General features: G+C 69.6%; 10 protein-coding genes and 3 pseudogenes. 8 read left to right on the top strand and 5 right to left on the bottom strand.

Annotated features, from left to right (window positions below):
* Positions 1–29: 29 nt before the first annotated feature.
* Positions 30–1,183: pseudogene (locus tag ACXKR8_RS11175) on the bottom strand (FAD-dependent oxidoreductase).
* 91 nt (positions 1,184–1,274) lie between these two features.
* On the opposite strand from ACXKR8_RS11175, the gene ACXKR8_RS11170 reads away from it, so the two are divergent.
* Positions 1,275–1,907 carry a TetR/AcrR family transcriptional regulator gene (locus ACXKR8_RS11170; RefSeq protein ID WP_458272748.1) on the top strand — a complete coding sequence of 211 codons (633 nt, stop codon included), beginning with the start codon at positions 1,275–1,277 and terminating at the stop codon, positions 1,905–1,907.
* A 17-nt stretch (positions 1,908–1,924) separates the two neighbouring features.
* On the opposite strand, the gene ACXKR8_RS11165 is transcribed toward ACXKR8_RS11170, so the two are convergent.
* The 3 genes from ACXKR8_RS11165 to ACXKR8_RS11155 form a co-directional block, all read right to left on the bottom strand.
* Positions 1,925–2,608: an NAD-dependent epimerase/dehydratase family protein gene (locus ACXKR8_RS11165; RefSeq protein ID WP_458272747.1), complete on the bottom strand. Its 684-nt coding sequence runs from the start codon at positions 2,606–2,608 to the stop codon at positions 1,925–1,927.
* A gap of 27 nt (positions 2,609–2,635) precedes the next feature.
* A complete protein-coding gene (locus tag ACXKR8_RS11160; protein ID WP_458272746.1) occupies positions 2,636–3,535 on the bottom strand; it encodes a hypothetical protein in 900 nt (299 codons plus the stop codon).
* Positions 3,536–3,892: 357 nt separating this feature from the next.
* A complete protein-coding gene (locus ACXKR8_RS11155; protein ID WP_458272745.1) occupies positions 3,893–5,098 on the bottom strand; it encodes a hypothetical protein in 1,206 nt (401 codons plus the stop codon).
* 119 nt (positions 5,099–5,217) lie between these two features.
* Between ACXKR8_RS11155 and ACXKR8_RS11150 the strand changes: the two genes are divergently transcribed.
* The 4 genes and pseudogenes from ACXKR8_RS11150 to ACXKR8_RS11135 all read left to right on the top strand — a co-directional run bounded on the left by ACXKR8_RS11150 (position 5,218) and on the right by ACXKR8_RS11135 (position 6,617).
* Positions 5,218–5,418, top strand: a complete 201-nt coding sequence (locus ACXKR8_RS11150; protein WP_458272744.1) for a hypothetical protein — start codon at positions 5,218–5,220, stop codon at positions 5,416–5,418.
* 15 nt (positions 5,419–5,433) lie between these two features.
* Positions 5,434–5,730 (top strand): DUF402 domain-containing protein, encoded by a 297-nt coding sequence (locus ACXKR8_RS11145; protein WP_458274949.1) that lies wholly within the window; start codon positions 5,434–5,436, stop codon positions 5,728–5,730.
* A gap of 75 nt (positions 5,731–5,805) precedes the next feature.
* Positions 5,806–6,434, top strand: a pseudogene (locus tag ACXKR8_RS11140) (helix-turn-helix domain-containing protein).
* A gap of 33 nt (positions 6,435–6,467) precedes the next feature.
* Positions 6,468–6,617 (top strand): DUF6126 family protein, encoded by a 150-nt coding sequence (locus tag ACXKR8_RS11135; protein WP_458272742.1) that lies wholly within the window; start codon positions 6,468–6,470, stop codon positions 6,615–6,617.
* Between the two features lie 96 nt (positions 6,618–6,713).
* On the opposite strand, the gene ACXKR8_RS11130 is transcribed toward ACXKR8_RS11135, so the two are convergent.
* On the bottom strand, positions 6,714–8,543 hold the full coding sequence (locus tag ACXKR8_RS11130; protein ID WP_458272741.1) for an ABC transporter ATP-binding protein: 1,830 nt from the start codon (positions 8,541–8,543) through the stop codon (positions 6,714–6,716).
* Between the two features lie 150 nt (positions 8,544–8,693).
* Here ACXKR8_RS11130 and ACXKR8_RS11125 point away from each other — a divergent pair.
* The 3 genes and pseudogenes from ACXKR8_RS11125 (at position 8,694) to ACXKR8_RS11115 (ending at position 15,291) form a co-directional block, all read left to right on the top strand.
* A pseudogene (locus ACXKR8_RS11125) lies at positions 8,694–9,745 on the top strand (LacI family DNA-binding transcriptional regulator).
* A 503-nt stretch (positions 9,746–10,248) separates the two neighbouring features.
* Positions 10,249–13,752: a galactose-binding domain-containing protein gene (locus tag ACXKR8_RS11120; RefSeq protein ID WP_458272739.1), complete on the top strand. Its 3,504-nt coding sequence runs from the start codon at positions 10,249–10,251 to the stop codon at positions 13,750–13,752.
* A gap of 108 nt (positions 13,753–13,860) precedes the next feature.
* Entirely contained in the window at positions 13,861–15,291 is a 1,431-nt protein-coding gene (locus ACXKR8_RS11115) for a DUF1996 domain-containing protein (protein ID WP_458272738.1), read from the top strand.
* Positions 15,292–15,393 lie beyond the last annotated feature (102 nt).

Below are 15,393 nucleotides of genomic sequence, written 5' to 3'. Positions count from 1 at the left end.
TTCGGGGGTCAGGGCTCAGGGCTCAGGGCTCAGGCCTGGGGGGCGTCGCCCTCGTCGAAGTCGGGTATGTCGGTGGACAGCAGGTGCTCGGCGCCGCCTTCGAGGATCTTGGCCGTCTCGGTGGAGCGGGGGAGCATGGTCGCCTCATAGGCGCGGATGGCGTCGTCGACGGTGGCGGAGTCGGCCAGGGCCAGGGCGAGTTCGCTGGCGTCGAGCATGGCGAGGTTGACGCCGACGCCGAGCGGGGGCATCAGGTGGGCGGCGTCGCCGAGCAGGGTCACCGTCGGGTTGTGCGCCCAGGTGTGCGGGACGGGCAGGGCGAAGATCGGCCGGTCGACGTAGCGGCCCTCGTTGTCGGTGATCATCCGGCGCAGCCGGGCGACCAGTGCGCGTACTCGTCCAGGAGCAGGGTGCGGATGCCCTCGGTGTCGTCGATGCTGCGGCCGCTCCTGCCTATCCAGTCGACCGGGACCCGCCGGACGAGATAGACCCGGATGTGGTTTCCGCTGTTGCGCTGGGCGAACATGCCGCGGTCGCCGTCGGCGGCGTGGGCGCCGCCTTGGCCGACCAGTTCGGCAAGGTCGGGGTGGCGGGCGTCGACATCGGAGAACCAGGCCTCCAGGAAGCTCACCCCGGTGTACCCGGGGACGGCGGGGGACACGGCCGGGCGTACCCGGGAGGAGGCGCCGTCGGCGCCGATGACCAGATCGGTCTCTATGGACGTGCCGTCGGCGAAGTGCAGCCGCCGTGGCCCGTCGTCGGGACCGGTGATCCCGTCGAGAGCCTGCCCCCACCGCACCGTCTCCGGTTGCAGGGAGCCGAGCAGCAGGTCGCGCAGCTGGCCGCGGTCGATTTCCGGCTTGAAGAGCTCATCGGGCTCCGGGACCCGGTGCGAGGTGAGCGTGCCGGTCGAATCCAACTGGCGCATTTCCTGCCCCTCGGGGCGGGCCAGCGTGAAGAACTCCTCCAGCAGACCGGCCTCGCGCAGGGCGATCTGGCCGTTGTCGGCGTGCAGATCCAGGGTGCCGCCCTGGTTGCGCGCGTCGGGGCCGGTGTCACGGTCGTAGACGGTGACCGTCAGGCCGCGCCGCTGGAGGATACGGGCGCAGGTCAGCCCGCCGGGGCCGGCGCCGATGATGCTGATCCTGGCCTGGCCAGGTGTGATGCGGTTCGCGGAGCTCATGGTGATTCCCTTCGTCGATGCGTGCGTTTATGCAACGGCTCCAAATATACAACAGTTCCAAGTTTGGCGCACACCCGGTAGGGTTGCGGACATGGCAGAGACGATCGGCGGCGTGGGAACAGGTGGGCGGCGCGAACGGAAGAAGGCCGCCACCCGCCAGGCGATCGCCGACACGGCGCTGCGGCTGTTCCTGCAACGCGGCTACGAGCAGGTGGGCGTACGCGAGATCGCCGAGGGAGCCGACGTGTCGGTGTCGACCCTGTTCAACTACTTCCCCCAGGGCAAAGAGGCCCTGGTCTTCGACCAGGAAGCCCGCAACGAGGCCGCGCTGGTCAGCGTGGTCACCGATCGGCCGCCGGGTCAGACCGTCCCTCAGGCCCTACGCGCCTACCTCATCGGCTTCGTCGACTCGACCCACACCCGGGATCCCCGCTTCGCCGAATTCCAGCAGCTCATCCAGGAGACCCCGGTCCTGCGCGAGTACTCCCGCACGATGTGGCTGCGCCACGAGCACGCGCTGGCCCGCGCGCTCGCCGACCAGACCGGCCGGCCGCAGGACGACCTCATCTGCGCCGCCTACGCCCGCTTCGCCCTCGAAGCCCTCGCGTTCGCCGGCTCCCGTCCTGACCCCGCCGCCGCTATCGACCAGGCCTGCCTCCTGCTCGACCAGGGCTGGACGACCACGGTCTCCCAGCCTGCCCCCGCCCCAGGGCCAACCGCATAGGGCCCGCACGCGGTCCGTCAGTGGTTCGGCTGCGGGGTGGCCAGGGTGTTGATGTCCTTGGGGCTGAAGACGCGGGTCTCCGGGCCGGACGCGGCCACGGCCAGCATCGCGCGGCCGATCTGGCGGTTGTCGTTGACCGCGTTCGGGGCGAGCCGCTTGAGCAGCGGGATCAGCGGGCCGGTGATGGCATAGGCGATGCGGTAGAGGCGGGTCCTGGAGACCACGGCGTCCATGGGCTGAACAAAGCCTGGGCGGAACATGTAGGCGTGGAAGGGGAGTTGGAGCAGGTCGTTCTCGGTCTTGCCCTTCACCCGGGCCCACATGGTGCGTCCGCGCTCGCTGCTGTCCGTCCCCTGGCCCGAGACATAGATGAAGGTCAGCTCGGGGTTGGCGGCGGCCAGGGTGCGTCCGACCGAGAGGGTCAGGTCGTAGGTGACCCGACGATAGGCCTCCTCCTTCATGCCGACGGAGGAGACGCCGAGGCAGAAGAAGCAGGCGTCGTAGTCGGCGAGTTCGGCCTCAAAGCCGGAGAGGTCGGTCAGGTCGGGCTGGACGACCTCGCGCAACTTGGGGTGCTCCATGCCGCCGCCCAGGGCCGTCCGGCCCACGACCAGCACCCGCTCGACCCGCTCGTCCCGCAGGCACTCGCGGAGCACACCCTGACCGATCATGCCGGTGGCACCGAAGAGGATCACGTTCATGGCTGAAGCCTAATGCGGTGACCGCGATCATTTGCCGGGCGGGAGTTCTGTCGGCGGAGCGCTGTTGGTTGCTTCGGGGACGTAGCCGCAAAGCTGAGGTGCGCATTCGGCCTTGTGGCCCCGGCCCCATTGGGAGGCATCTCGCTCGATGGAGCGGACTCGGTGGGCGAGTCGGAGCTGTTCCTTCCGGGGCATGGTTGAGGCCAATGCTGTGAAGGTCTCCGGAAGTACGGCGACCATGCCGCTGACCTGCTCTCCGTTGAACATCTGGAGCAGCGTGGTGCACTGCCACCAGTCGATCTCGCCGCCGCGACCGTTCGGGTTTCCGGGCCAGTAGTAGCTCGCCGGATCCGGTAGCAGATAGTGCACGCCGTCTGGATCAAGATGCGCCCGGAGCCATGATCCGCCTCCACCCAGGCCGAGCCGGAGCCGTCCGGCCTCCTCGTGCAAGACGCAAACCGCTTCAGTGTCGAGAGCCTTGAGAACATTCGCTTCCGCCGATAGTGGCCGGCGCCCGGCAGGGGCCTTGACCGGCCAGCGTCTGAGTAGCAAGTCCATCTGTTGCCGCCACGTCATCGGCGACGGGTCTTTGCGGGATTGCGGCAGCGGCGGGGGCGGCGTCCAGCTTCGCCCTGCCTGGTCGATGTGACGCAGCATCCATGCGCGGGCTTCCGGGCCGGCGGTATTCCAAGCCCAGCTCATCGGTCGGTCGGCCATCGCCTGGTCGAAGCTCCCGAGAGGCTTGCCCTGGCGGGACGGCCTCCTGGGAAGTGGCCGTGCGACGCCCGGAAGGTTGTGGCTCAAGTCAGCCAGGAACCTGATGCGGTCCAGAGCCTCGTCATGGGAGTTGTCCTGTGCCACGCGCCGTGCGCCCCCGGCCAGATGCCGGATCTCGATGAACGCCATGGTCGCCAGAAGTGCGGCCATGTCTCGGTCGGACTCGGCCTCCCGGTGTCTCATGCCAGTCCACCCTACTGCCATGAGCGGCGCGTTCGAGGACGCGGTGGACGGTGGCGCGGCTGACACGGTGCCCCCCGCTCGGCCGCGGCGTCCAACGGCGCCATGTCGCCGGGACCTCCAACCCAGCGAGGATGAAGAGGTCGACAGCGTGGAAACCAATGGCAGGGGCGATCCGTCGGAGCAGCCCCTCACTGGGGGCTTCTCCCGCGAGCAGCGCGCGGATTCCGCTTTCCGACAACCCGGCGCGATCTGCCAGATCCTGCCCGCTGAGTTCTCTGTGCTCCAGCAAACACGCCAGCATCACGCCGACACCGGGGTGCTCCGTCATGATCGTGGCCCAGTCACAGACTTAGGCACAGCATCGCTTTTGCCTGGGTCGGCCGACCCAGGCAGCCGCTTGCTCGCATGGGTGTCAGGGCGCGCGGTGGCCAGGGCGATCATGCGGTGCATGGCGGCCGTCGGAATCGCCGGGTTCTGGGCGGCGTCCTCGGCGCTGTGTTCGTCTAGGAGCAAGGGGATCAGAGCATCCGGCGGCAGGGCCGGGTTCCTCCGGGCCAAGCTGCGGACGGACTGGTCCGCATCGTCGACCAGCCTGACTGCGGATTCGGGCGACAGGCGCGGGTCGGCGGCGGCAGCGCTTCGCACCTGGGCTTCGGGATCGCGGCTGAAGCGTTCGACGAGGGCGGCGTCCGACGCGTGATCGTCGAGCGCCAGCAGGCGGATGCGGGGTTCCGGGTCCTCGGCGAAGCGGAGCAGGTCGTGGCAGGGGAAGTTGGGGTGGTTGCGGGGGCGTCCCGGGAACGAGAAGCTGCCGGGCCACCAGTTCCACACGTCCAGGAGCACGTCCGCTGGGGCATCGTCGCAGGATTCGGTGAGGAAGAGGCGCACGATGCGGTCCTCGTCGTGGGCGAGGAGGTCCGCCACCTCCGGCGGCAGGTGCCGGGCACGGGCCACGCTGCGCCGGATCAGCAAGTTCGGCGACATCGCGAGCTGGCGCATCGCGTCGGCGTCATCGTGGAGGGCGGCGATCCACCACACCGCGTGTGTGTGGTGATCAGTGGTGACGTGCGGAACGGTGGCCGCCAGCGCCGCGATCTCGGCCGGACTCGTAGGCGGTCGGGACTCGGAGTCCGGCGCTCCCTCGATACCGACCCGTGCTCCGGAAACCCGCTGGGTGGCCTGCTCCGCTGCCAGGTCCGCCAGAACCTCGCGGAGCGCCGTTCCTGCGGTGGCGGCGAGCAGTCGGCCCCACTGCTCGGGCGAGAGTTTCCCCGATTCTGCCGCTGTGAGGCGGACTGCCCTCATGGGGTGGACTACTGCCGCGTCCAGGACGCTGGACGGGAGGTCAGCGCGGTACAGGAAATGCACGAAGAGCGGCTTGCCCGTGTCGAAGAGATTGACCAGGGCCTCCGCCGATGCGCCCCGGTTGAAGCCCAAACCGCCCAACCACGCGGCAGCCGTGCACGCGGAGGGCTGGTAGCCCTTCCACAGCGCGGCCCAGCCACCCGGGGCAGCATCGCTCTCACTCATCTGCTGATTGAACAGGCTCCGAACAGAAAGGATCAAGGCGCCGTCGCGTCCGAGTTCTGCGCGGAGTGGTCCTGTGGAGCACACGGCCCCGAATGCGTCCTCGCGGTAGCGTTCTGGTCGTGGACGCTGCCGAGGTTCTGTTCTCCGCCCGCAAGTACGACGGAAGCCTGCACTGGCACTGCACCATGTTCCGGCTGGGCGAAGACGACCATGGCGTCTGGCTCGGCATGCCAGCTGGCACTGTGCACAGCAAGGGCGACCAGGGGCCGGTGTACGAGTCGCAAGAGGCCCGGGTCAAGCTCATCCCTCGCGATGCCTGATGGACGGCGCTCTTCCTGGACGCGCCCCAGCGCTTGGACGCCTACTGCGACGTCACCACGCCGTCCTGGTGGCCGAATTCCGGCGAGGTCACCATGGTCGACCTGGGTCTCGACGTCTGCCGGGTACGCGAAGGGGGCGAGATCTTCGTCGATGACGAGGACGAGTTCGCCGACCACCAGGTCCGGTACGCGTACCCGCCGGACGTCATCGCGCGGGCTGCGGCGTCGGCCGACTGGCTCCAGACCGCGCTGCGCACGGGTGCGGAACCCTTCAGGAGCCACTTCCGTGCCTGGCTCGACCAGATCTGCTGACGCCCCTCATCGAGGTGGTTTGCCTCAGAGGCAAGTTGCTTGCCTGAGGCTCGGTGGTGGTGTGAACCTGGGGGCATGGACACCGACACGGACACCGGCACCGACCCGGCCGCAGGCACCGCCGCAGGCGAGGATCTGCCCGGGCTCGGCGCCCGGCTGCGGGAGCGGCGGCTGAGCAGTCGGCTCACGCTGGAGGTCGCCGCCGCCCGGGTGGGGCTCTCACCCGCGCATCTGTCCCGGCTGGAAACCGCCAAGCGGCAGCCCTCGCTGCCGGTGCTGCTCGGGCTCTCCCGAGCCTACGGGGTGCCGGTGGAGGTCCTGCTGGGCGAGGGCGGCGAGCCCTCACCGGTCGTCCGCGCCCCCGTGGTCCGGGCCGGCGAGGGCGAGCCCACCTCGGCCGGCGGCTGGACGTACCGTCCGGCGGGCGTGCCGGGACGGGCGATGCAGGCGCTGCGGGTCCACATCCCGGTCCGGGTGCAGGACGAGGTGGTCCGGGTCCACCCCGGCGAGGAGTGGCTGTACGTCCTGCAGGGGCGGCTGCTGCTCACCCTTGACCGGGAGCAGCATCAACTCGATCCGGGCGACTCCGCGCACTTCGACTCGATGCGGCCGCACCGGCTGGTCGCGGCGGGGAGCCGGGGGTGGAACTGCTGTTCCTGCACACCCTGCTGCAGAGCCCGACCTCGGAACTCTGCCTTCACTAGCCGTCAGCCGTAGCAGAATCAAAGGAGGAAGCCATGGCCACGAACCGTTATCCCGTCGAGGACGGAAGCACCCGGACCGGACGCGGGGTGAACGTACGGGTGTTCATCTACGTCATCGGCCTGCATGTCTTCGCGGGCTTTGCGATGTTGCTGTACTTCGCCGGCCAGCACGCCGGCCGGTGACCTGACAGTCCGGGCTCAGACCGGTGACTCGACAGTCCGGGCTCGGGCCGGTGACCCGACAGGCAGGCCTCAGGCCGGTGATCCGAAAAACCCGGCTCAGGCCGGGGTGAGGGTGCTGTCGCGGGAGACCAGCGCCGCGTAGTGGCCGCCCAGGGCGAGCAGCTCGTCGTGGGTGCCGCGCTCCGCGATCCGCCCGGCGTCCAGGACCACGATCTGGTCGGCGTCGCGGACGGTGGAGAGCCGGTGCGCGATGGTGATCGTCGTCCGGCCCGCTGTGAGCGCGTCCAGCGCGGTCTGCACGGCCTGCTCGGTCTGGGTGTCCAGCGCGCTGGTCGCCTCGTCCAGGACCAGCACCGGCGGGTCGCGCAGGATGGTGCGGGCGATCGCCAGCCGCTGCTTCTCGCCGCCGGAGAAGCGGTAGCCGCGTTCGCCGACCATGGTGTCGTAGCCGTCCGGGAGGCCGGCGATGTGCTCGTGGATCTGGGCCGCGCGGGCGGCCTCGTAGAGTTCCTCGTCGGAGGCGTCGGGCTTGGCGAAGCGCAGGTTCTCGGCGACCGAGGCGTGGAACAGGTAGGTCTCCTGGGAGACCACGCCGACCGTGTCGGCCAGCGACTCGAAGCTGAGGTCGCGCACGTCCACGCCGTCGACCAGGACCCGCCCGGCCAGCACGTCGTAGAGGCGGGGGACCAGGTAGCTGAGCGTGGTCTTGCCGGAGCCGGTCTCGCCGACCACGGCGAGGCTGCTGCCGGCCGGGACGGTGAGGTCGATGCCGTCCAGGGTGGGCGGGGTGCCCGCGTCCGGCTCGTAGGAGAAGCCGACCTGGTCGAAGCGGACCTCGCCGCTGCGGGCGTTCCCGCTGCGGCGGGGGAGGGTGACCGGGTCCTGGCGCTCGGTGATGTCGGGGACCAGGTCCAGGTACTCGAAGATCCGCTGGAACAGGGCGAGCGACACCTGCACGGCGACGCCGACCTGGAGCAGCTGGACGGTGGGGCGGAACAGGTTCTGCTGCAGCGAGGTGAAGGCGACCAGGGTGCCGATGGACACCGCGGAACCGACGCCGTGGCCGGTGGTGAGGCCTGCGGTCCAGTAGATCACCGCGGGCATCGCGGCCATCACGATCTGGATCGTCGACTGGCGCCAGCGGCCGGCCATGTCGGCGCGGACCTCGAGGTCGGCCAGGGAGTTCGACTCGCGCGAGAACTCGTCGCTGAGCGCCCGGGAGCGGCCCATGGTGCGGCCGAGCAGGATGCCGCTGACGGAGAGCGACTCCTGCATGATGGAGGAGATGGCGGCGAGCTGCTTCTGTCGCTGGGTCGCGATCTTGCGGCGCTCGTTGCCGACCCGGCGGCTGATCCACACGAAGAGCGGGAGCAGCAGCAGCGAGACGATGGTCAGCTTCCAGTCCAGCGCGACCATGGCGACGATGGTCGCCAGGACGGTGGTCAGGTTGGAGACCAGCGAGGTCGCGGTGCTGGTCACGGTCGACTGCATGCCGCCGATGTCGTTGGCGATCCGGGACTGCACCTCGCCGGTGCGGGTGCGGGTGAAGAAGGCGAGCGGCATCCGCTGCAGATGGCTGTAGACGCTGGTGCGCAGGTCGTGCATGACGCGCTGGCCGACACTGGTGCTGAGATAGGTCTGCAGCACGTTGAACACCGAGTTGGCGACGGCGACCGCGATCATGCCGAGCGCGAGCAGGCTCAGCAGCCCGGTGCGCCCCTGCGGGATGGCGGTGTCCAGGATCGCCCGCAGCAGGAACGGCGACGCGACGGAGACCAGGGAGGACAGGCCGACGAACACGCCGACGATGAGCAGCTTGCGCCGGTAGGGGCGGAACAGGCGCAGGATCCGGCGGAGCTGCGCGGGCGGTTTGGGGGTGCTGGGGTCACGGACGGGGGGAGTCCAGGCAGGGCCTTGGGGTTTCACGGGCGGCTCCAGAGAGGCTTCGATTCTGTCGGTACGTTCAACTGAGGGTAGCGCATAGTTATTCCTGCTAATAGTGAGTTTGACTCAGCTAATTCCCCGCTCTCTCCGAATCAGCTGGAGAGCGCTCTCCGCCTCTGCTATAACAGCCCCATGGACGAGCCCCGAAGCGCACTCGCCGGAACCGCTCCGACCTTGGAGGATGTCGCCCGGGTGGCCGGCGTGTCCCGGGCCACCGTGTCCCGGGTGGTGAACCACACCCGCAATGTCGACCCGGTGATCCAGGAGGCCGTGCGTCGGGCCATCGCCGAGACCGGCTATGTGCCCAACAGCGCCGCCCGGTCGCTGATCACCCGACGGACCGGGTCGGTGGCCCTGGTGGTCTCCGGCGCGGGGAGGGGATGGAGGAGGAGTTCCGGAACCAGGTGTTCACCGACCCCTTCTTCAGCCGGGTGATCAACGGGGTGATGGGCTTCCTCCGCCCCCAGGGCATGCACCCGGTGCTGATGCTCGCCGAGACCCCCGAGGCGCGCGACCAGGTGGTCGCCTTCCTGCGGCAGGGCAACGCGGACGGGGCGGTGGTGGTCTCCACCCACGCGGACGACCCCCTGCCCGAGCTGCTGGTCCGGGCCGGGCTGCCGGCGGTGCTGTTCGCCCGCCCGCCGGGGCCTGTGCCGATCGGCTTCGTGGATCTGGCGCACCAGGAGGGCGCGCGGCTGGCCGCGGCCCGGCTGCTCGACAACGGCTGCCGCCGGGTGGTGCTGATCTCCGGGCCGCTGGACGTCCGGGCGGCGCGGGAACGGCGGGACGGCTTCCTGGAGGCGATGGCGCGGCAGGGGGTGCCGGTGGTCCCGACCGCCGTGGGGAACTTCACCCAGGCCAGCGGGGAGCAGGCGATGCTCCGCCTGCTCGCCGAACTCCCGGAGCTGGACGGGGTGTTCGCCGCCAACGACCTGATGGCCCAGGGGGCGCTGCACATCCTGCGGGAGCACGGGCGGCGGGTGCCGGAGGACGTCAGCGTGATCGGCTTCGACGACAGCAGCGCGGCCACCGCCAGCCGGCCGGCCCTGACCACGGTGCGGCAGCCGGTGGAGGAGATGGCGGCGGAGATGACCCGGATGCTGCTGGAGCTGATCGAGGGGACGTCCTCCGGGCCGAAGTCCGCGGTCTTCGACCCGGTGCTGGTGGTGCGGCAGTCCGGGTAGGCGGGTGCGCGGGCGCCGCTGCGGGGTGTCCGGCGCTGCGGGGTGTCCGGCGTAGCCATGCGCGCGGGCGCCTGCGGCGGTAGCGGCCGCTGAGGCCGTCGCGGCCGGGGTGGCGGCGTCCGGTGGCGGCCAGGTGGCCGCCCGGCGGTGGCCCCCGCGGAGCCGGCGAGGGGGCGCCCCTCCGCGGTCAGGTCGGAGAGGCGTCCCGGATTCGTGCGGGGAGGCACCCCCGCATGGGAGAGCGCTCTCCCGCGTTGCAAAGGTCTCGCACCGAGGTTGAGTCCGTCAAGGGCGGCGCTGATGCGGAACCACAAATCAGCCCGTCGCTTTGTCGCAATTAACCGGTATATGACTGCCAGTCAACGTTCAGGCAGTACCGGAACCACTCATTCTGACAAAACTCTTGACGTCCCCGAAACAAGAGCGCAACCATCGGCCCGATGGGAGAGCGCTCTCTTGGTGAGCGCTCTCCAAGCCCTCGTACCCACCCGTCAGGAGCCCCCATGCAAGCCCCCGCACCTCCGAGGCTGCTGCGACCACCCGCGCCGATACGGGTGGCCGTGCTGGCCGTCGTGGCCTTCTCGCTCTTCTTCTACGCTCTCGTCGCCGGGCCGGTCGCGGCCCACGCGGACGACACCCTGCTGTCGCAGGGGAAGACCGCCACGGCGTCCTCGGTCGAGGGCGCGGGTCTCGGCGCGGCGAACGCGGTCGACGGTGACGGGACGACCCGCTGGGCCAGTGCCTGGGCCGACCCGCAGTGGCTGCAGGTCGACCTGGGCGCCAGCTACACGCTGGACAAGGTCGTCCTGCAGTGGGAGAACGCGGCCAAGGCGTATCAGATCCAGACGTCCAACGACGGGACCAACTGGACCAACATCTACAGCACCACCACCGGCCCCGGCGGAACCGAGACGCTGAGCGTCAGCGGCACCGGGCGCTACGTGCGGATGAACGGCACCGTGCGCTCCAACGGCTACGGCTACGCGCTCTGGGAGTTCAAGGTCTACGGGACGACCGGCGCCACCACGCCGCCGCCGACCACCGCGCCGCCGACCACGACCCCGCCGCAGGGCGGAGGGGCGCTGCTGTCGCAGGGCAAGACCGCCACCGCCTCCTCGGTCGAGGGCGCGGGGCTCGGCCCGGCGAACGCGGTCGACGGTGACGGGACGACCCGCTGGGCCAGTGCCTGGGCCGACCCGCAGTGGCTGCAGGTCGACCTCGGGGCCACCGCGAGCATCAGTCAGGTGGTGCTCCAGTGGGAGAACGCGGCCAAGGCGTACCAGATCCAGACGTCCAACGACGGCACCAACTGGACCAGCATCTACACCACCGCCAACAGCCCCGGCGGCACCGAGACGCTGAACATCAGCGGCAGCGGCCGCTATGTCCGGATGTACGGCACCGTGCGCTCCAACGGCTACGGCTACGCGCTCTACGAGTTCAAGGTCTACGGGACGGCCGGCACCACCGCGCCGCCGACCACCACCCCGCCCACCACCACCCCGCCCACCTCTCCGCCGCCGAACGGGACGACTCCGCCCGGCAACTGGACCCCGGTGTGGAGCGACAACTTCGGCGGTGCGGCCGGCAGCGCGCCCTCGGCCGCCGACTGGACCACGGACACCGGCACCACCGCCTACGCGGGCGGTCCGGCGAACTACGGCACCAGTGAGGTGGAGACCAACACCAACGCGGCCGCCAACGTCTCGGTCGACGGCAGCAACCACCTCAACCTGACCGCGCTCAAGGACGGCGGCGGCAACTGGACCTCGGGCCGGGTGGAGACCAAGCGCAGCGACTTCGCCGCCCCGGCGGGTGGCCAGCTGCTGATCCAGGCCTCCATCAAGCAGCCCAACGTGGCCAACGGGCTCGGCTACTGGCCCGCTTTCAAGGCCGTCGGCGCCGCCTACCGCACCGCTCCGACCACCTGGCCCGCGATGGGCGAGGGGGACATCCTGGAGGACGTCAACGGGCGCAGCCAGCTCTCCGCGACGCTGCACTGCGGTACCGCGCCCAACGGCAACTGCAATGAGTACAACGGCCTGACCAGCGGCCTCGCCAGTTGCACCAACTGCCAGACCGGTTACCACACCTACTCCGAGGTGATCGACCGGACCAAGACCGACGAGCAGATCCGCTTCTACCTGGACGGCTACCAGGTGTGGCAGGTCAATGAGTCCCAGGTCGGCGTCGCCACCTGGCAGGCGGCCGTGGACCACGGCTTCTACCTGCAGGCCAACCTCTCCATCGGCGGCTCGTACCCCAACGCCGTCTGCGGCTGCACCTCGCCGAGCAGCGGCACCAGTTCCGGCGGCACGCTGAGCATCGGCGCCGTGACCGTGGCGCAGACCACCGGCACCGCGCCGGCCCCGCTGACCGACCCGCCGGTGCCGACCACGCCCAGCGTGGTCAAGGTGACCGGTTCCCAGGGCAACTGGCAGCTCAATGTCAACGGCTCGCCGTGGCAGGTCAAGGGCGTCACCTGGGGCCCGGGCACCGACACCGCCGGCGCCCACATGCGCGACCTCAAGTCGATGGGCGTCAACACCGTCCGCACCTGGGGCACCGACGCCACCACCAAGCCGCTGCTGGACGCCGCGGCTGCCAACGGGCTGAAGGTGATCAACGGCTTCTGGCTGAACCAGGGCGCCGACTACGTCAATGACACCGCCTACAAGACCAGCACGCTCAACTCGATCGTGCAGTGGGTGAACACCTACAAGAGCCACCCCGGCGTGCTGATGTGGGACGTCGGCAACGAGGTCATCCTGACCACCCAGGACCACTACACCGGGGCTGCCGTGGAGCAGCAGCGGATCGCCTACGCGCAGTACGTGGAGCAGATCGTCCAGGCGATCCACGCCGCGGACCCGAACCACCCGGTGACCTCCACCGACGCGTACACCGGCGCCTGGCCCTACTACAAGCAGTACACCCCCGACCTGGACCTCTACGCCGTGAACTCCTACGGCGCGGTGTGCAGTGTCAAGGGCGACTGGACCAGCGGCGGCTACACCAAGCCGTACATTGTCACCGAGTCCGGTGACTCGGGTGAGTGGGAGGTCCCCAACGATGCCAACGGGGTGCCGACCCAGCCCACCGACCAGCAGATGCGTGACGGGTACACCAGTGCCTGGAACTGCATCGCCGGGCACACCGGGGTCTCCTTCGGCGGCACGATGTTCAGCTACGGCATCGAGAACGACTTCGGCGGGGTCTGGTTCAACCTGATCCCGGAGGGCTGGAAGCGGCTGGCGTACTACTCGGTGGCCAAGGACTTCGGCGGCACGCCGCAGGCCAACACCCCGCCGGTGATCAGCAGCATGACGCTGAGCAACACCGCGACCGTCCCGGCCGGCGGCACCTTCAACGTCGCGACCAGCACCACCGATCCCGACGGCGACCTGATCCGCTACAACCTGATGTACACCAGCAAGTACGTCGACGGCGGCACCGGGCTGCAGCAGGTGGCCTTCACCCAGACCGGGGACGGGCAGTTCACCGTCACCGCGCCCAAGACCCTGGGCACCTGGAAGGTCTACGTCTACGCCTCCGACGGCCACGGCAACGTGGGGATCGAGACCCGCTCCTTCAAGGTCATCGCCCCGCCGGTGAGTGGTACCAACGTGGCCAAGGGCAAGACCACCACCGCCTCGTCGTACCAGACCACGCTCGGCAACTTCACCCCTGGACAGGCCACCGACGGTGACTGGTCCACGCGTTGGGCCAGCAACTGGGACGACGCCGAGTGGCTCCAGGTCGACCTGGGCCAGACCACCAGCATCAAGCACATCCAGCTCGGCTGGGAGTCCGCCTACGGCAAGGCGTACCAGGTCCAGGTGTCCAACGACGGCACCAACTGGACCAACGTCTACTCCACCACCACAGCGTCCGGCGGCGTCGACGACTTCGACGTCACCGGGTCAGGCCGCTATGTGCGGCTGAACCTGACCCAGCGCGGCACCGCGTACGGCTACTCGCTGTACGAGTTCGGCGTCTACAGCTGAGTCGGGACGAGCACTGAGCTGCCCCGGGGTCGGGGTCGGGCAGGCGGCAACGACCCCGGGGCGGCGCACCACACCCCCCACCCATACCCTCTGGATTGGTAGGTCTTCATGAGGCCCCGCTCCCTGTTTTCCGGACGGTCGGCCGCCGGACGGTGGACCCAGCGTCCACGCCGCTACCGGCGAACCGCACTGTCCGTCACCATCGCCGTCCTGCTGGCCATGCTCGGTTTCGGCGGTACCTTCGCCCCCACCGCGAGCGCCGCCGGGACGCTGATCTCGCAGTCCCGGCCGGTCCTCGCCTCGTCCCTGGAAAGCGCCAACTTCCCGGCCGGCGCGGTCGTCGACGGCGACCAGACCACCCGCTGGGCCAGCATCCAGAACAGCGACCCGCAGTGGATCCAGATCGACCTGGGCGCCGGAGCCACCATCAGCCAGGTCGAGCTGGACTGGGAGGTCGCGTACGCCAGCGCCTACCAGCTGCAGACCTCGACCGACGGCACCACCTGGACGTCGATCTACAGCACCACCACCAGCACCGGCGGTAACCAGGTCCTCAATGTGACCGGCGCCGGCCGCTACATCCGGATGTACGGCACCGCGAGGGGCACCCAGTACGGCTACTCGCTGTACGAGTTCAAGGTCTACGGCACGGCCACGGCTTCGACCACCGGCTATGTCTTCGCCAACCCGCCGGTCACCGGTGTGGTGCCGTCCACCAACACCCCCCCGCACGCCTACTTCCATGAGTTCCAGGCGCAGTGCGCCGCGAACCACGTGCTGCCGGACGACCCGATCGTCTTCCCGAACCAGCCCGGCGCCTCACACCTGCACACCTTCCTGGGCAACACCGGCACCAACGCGGCCACCACGGTCGCGTCGCTGCAGGCGAGCACCAGCACCTGCTTCGCCCCGCTCGACAAGTCCGGCTACTGGATGCCCACCGTGCTCAACGGGACCACCCAGATCATCCCGGTCGGCACCCAGACCATCTACTACAAGACCGGCGTGACCGACTACACCAGCGTCCGGCCGTTCCCGGTCGGCCTGCGGTTCCTGGTCGGCAGCCCGGCGGCGACCGCCACCCAGTTCGCCACCGACCCCGGCTACGTGGCCGGTTGGGAGTGCGGCGACACCTACAACAGCATCGACATCCCGGTCACCTGTGCGGCCGGCAGCCAGCTGGAGATCCGCTACCAGGCCCCCAGCTGCTGGGACGGCATCCACCTGGACACCCCCGACCACAAGAGCCACATGGCCTACCCGGTCAACGGCGTCTGCCCGAACGACCACCCGGTCGCGCTGCCGATGATCGAGTTCAAGATGGCCTTCCCGGTGAGCGGCGACATGTCGCAGGTGCACCTCTCCAGCGGGCGCGGCTTCTCCTTCCACTACGACTTCTACAACGGCTGGGACCCGGCCACCCTGGCCGGAATGGTGACCCACTGCATCAACGGCGGGCTCCAGTGCGACGACACCGGCTACGACCAGAGCCAGCCGCAGAAGGGCGCGGTTCTCAACAGCCAGGGCTACCTGCTCTGACCTGACCAGCACGATTTCCTCCCCAGGGCTCCCGGTCCACCATCCCCCGTTGCGGCGGGAGATGGACCGGGAGCCCGTCCCCGTCCCATCGTCAGGAAGCCT

It is taken from the genome of Streptacidiphilus sp. PAMC 29251, from assembly GCF_054208735.2.
This window is presented reverse-complemented; position numbering and strand designations above follow the sequence as displayed.

Coding starts and splice junctions, on each gene's coding strand:
- ACXKR8_RS11170 (WP_458272748.1), top strand. CDS start 1,275: ATGGCAGAGACGATCGGCGGCGTGGGAACAGGTGGGCGGCGCGAACGG.
- ACXKR8_RS11165 (WP_458272747.1), bottom strand. CDS start 2,608: ATGAACGTGATCCTCTTCGGTGCCACCGGCATGATCGGTCAGGGTGTG.
- ACXKR8_RS11160 (WP_458272746.1), bottom strand. CDS start 3,535: ATGGCCGCACTTCTGGCGACCATGGCGTTCATCGAGATCCGGCATCTG.
- ACXKR8_RS11155 (WP_458272745.1), bottom strand. CDS start 5,098: ATGAGTGAGAGCGATGCTGCCCCGGGTGGCTGGGCCGCGCTGTGGAAG.
- ACXKR8_RS11135 (WP_458272742.1), top strand. CDS start 6,468: ATGGCCACGAACCGTTATCCCGTCGAGGACGGAAGCACCCGGACCGGA.
- ACXKR8_RS11120 (WP_458272739.1), top strand. CDS start 10,249: ATGCAAGCCCCCGCACCTCCGAGGCTGCTGCGACCACCCGCGCCGATA.
- ACXKR8_RS11115 (WP_458272738.1), top strand. CDS start 13,861: ATGAGGCCCCGCTCCCTGTTTTCCGGACGGTCGGCCGCCGGACGGTGG.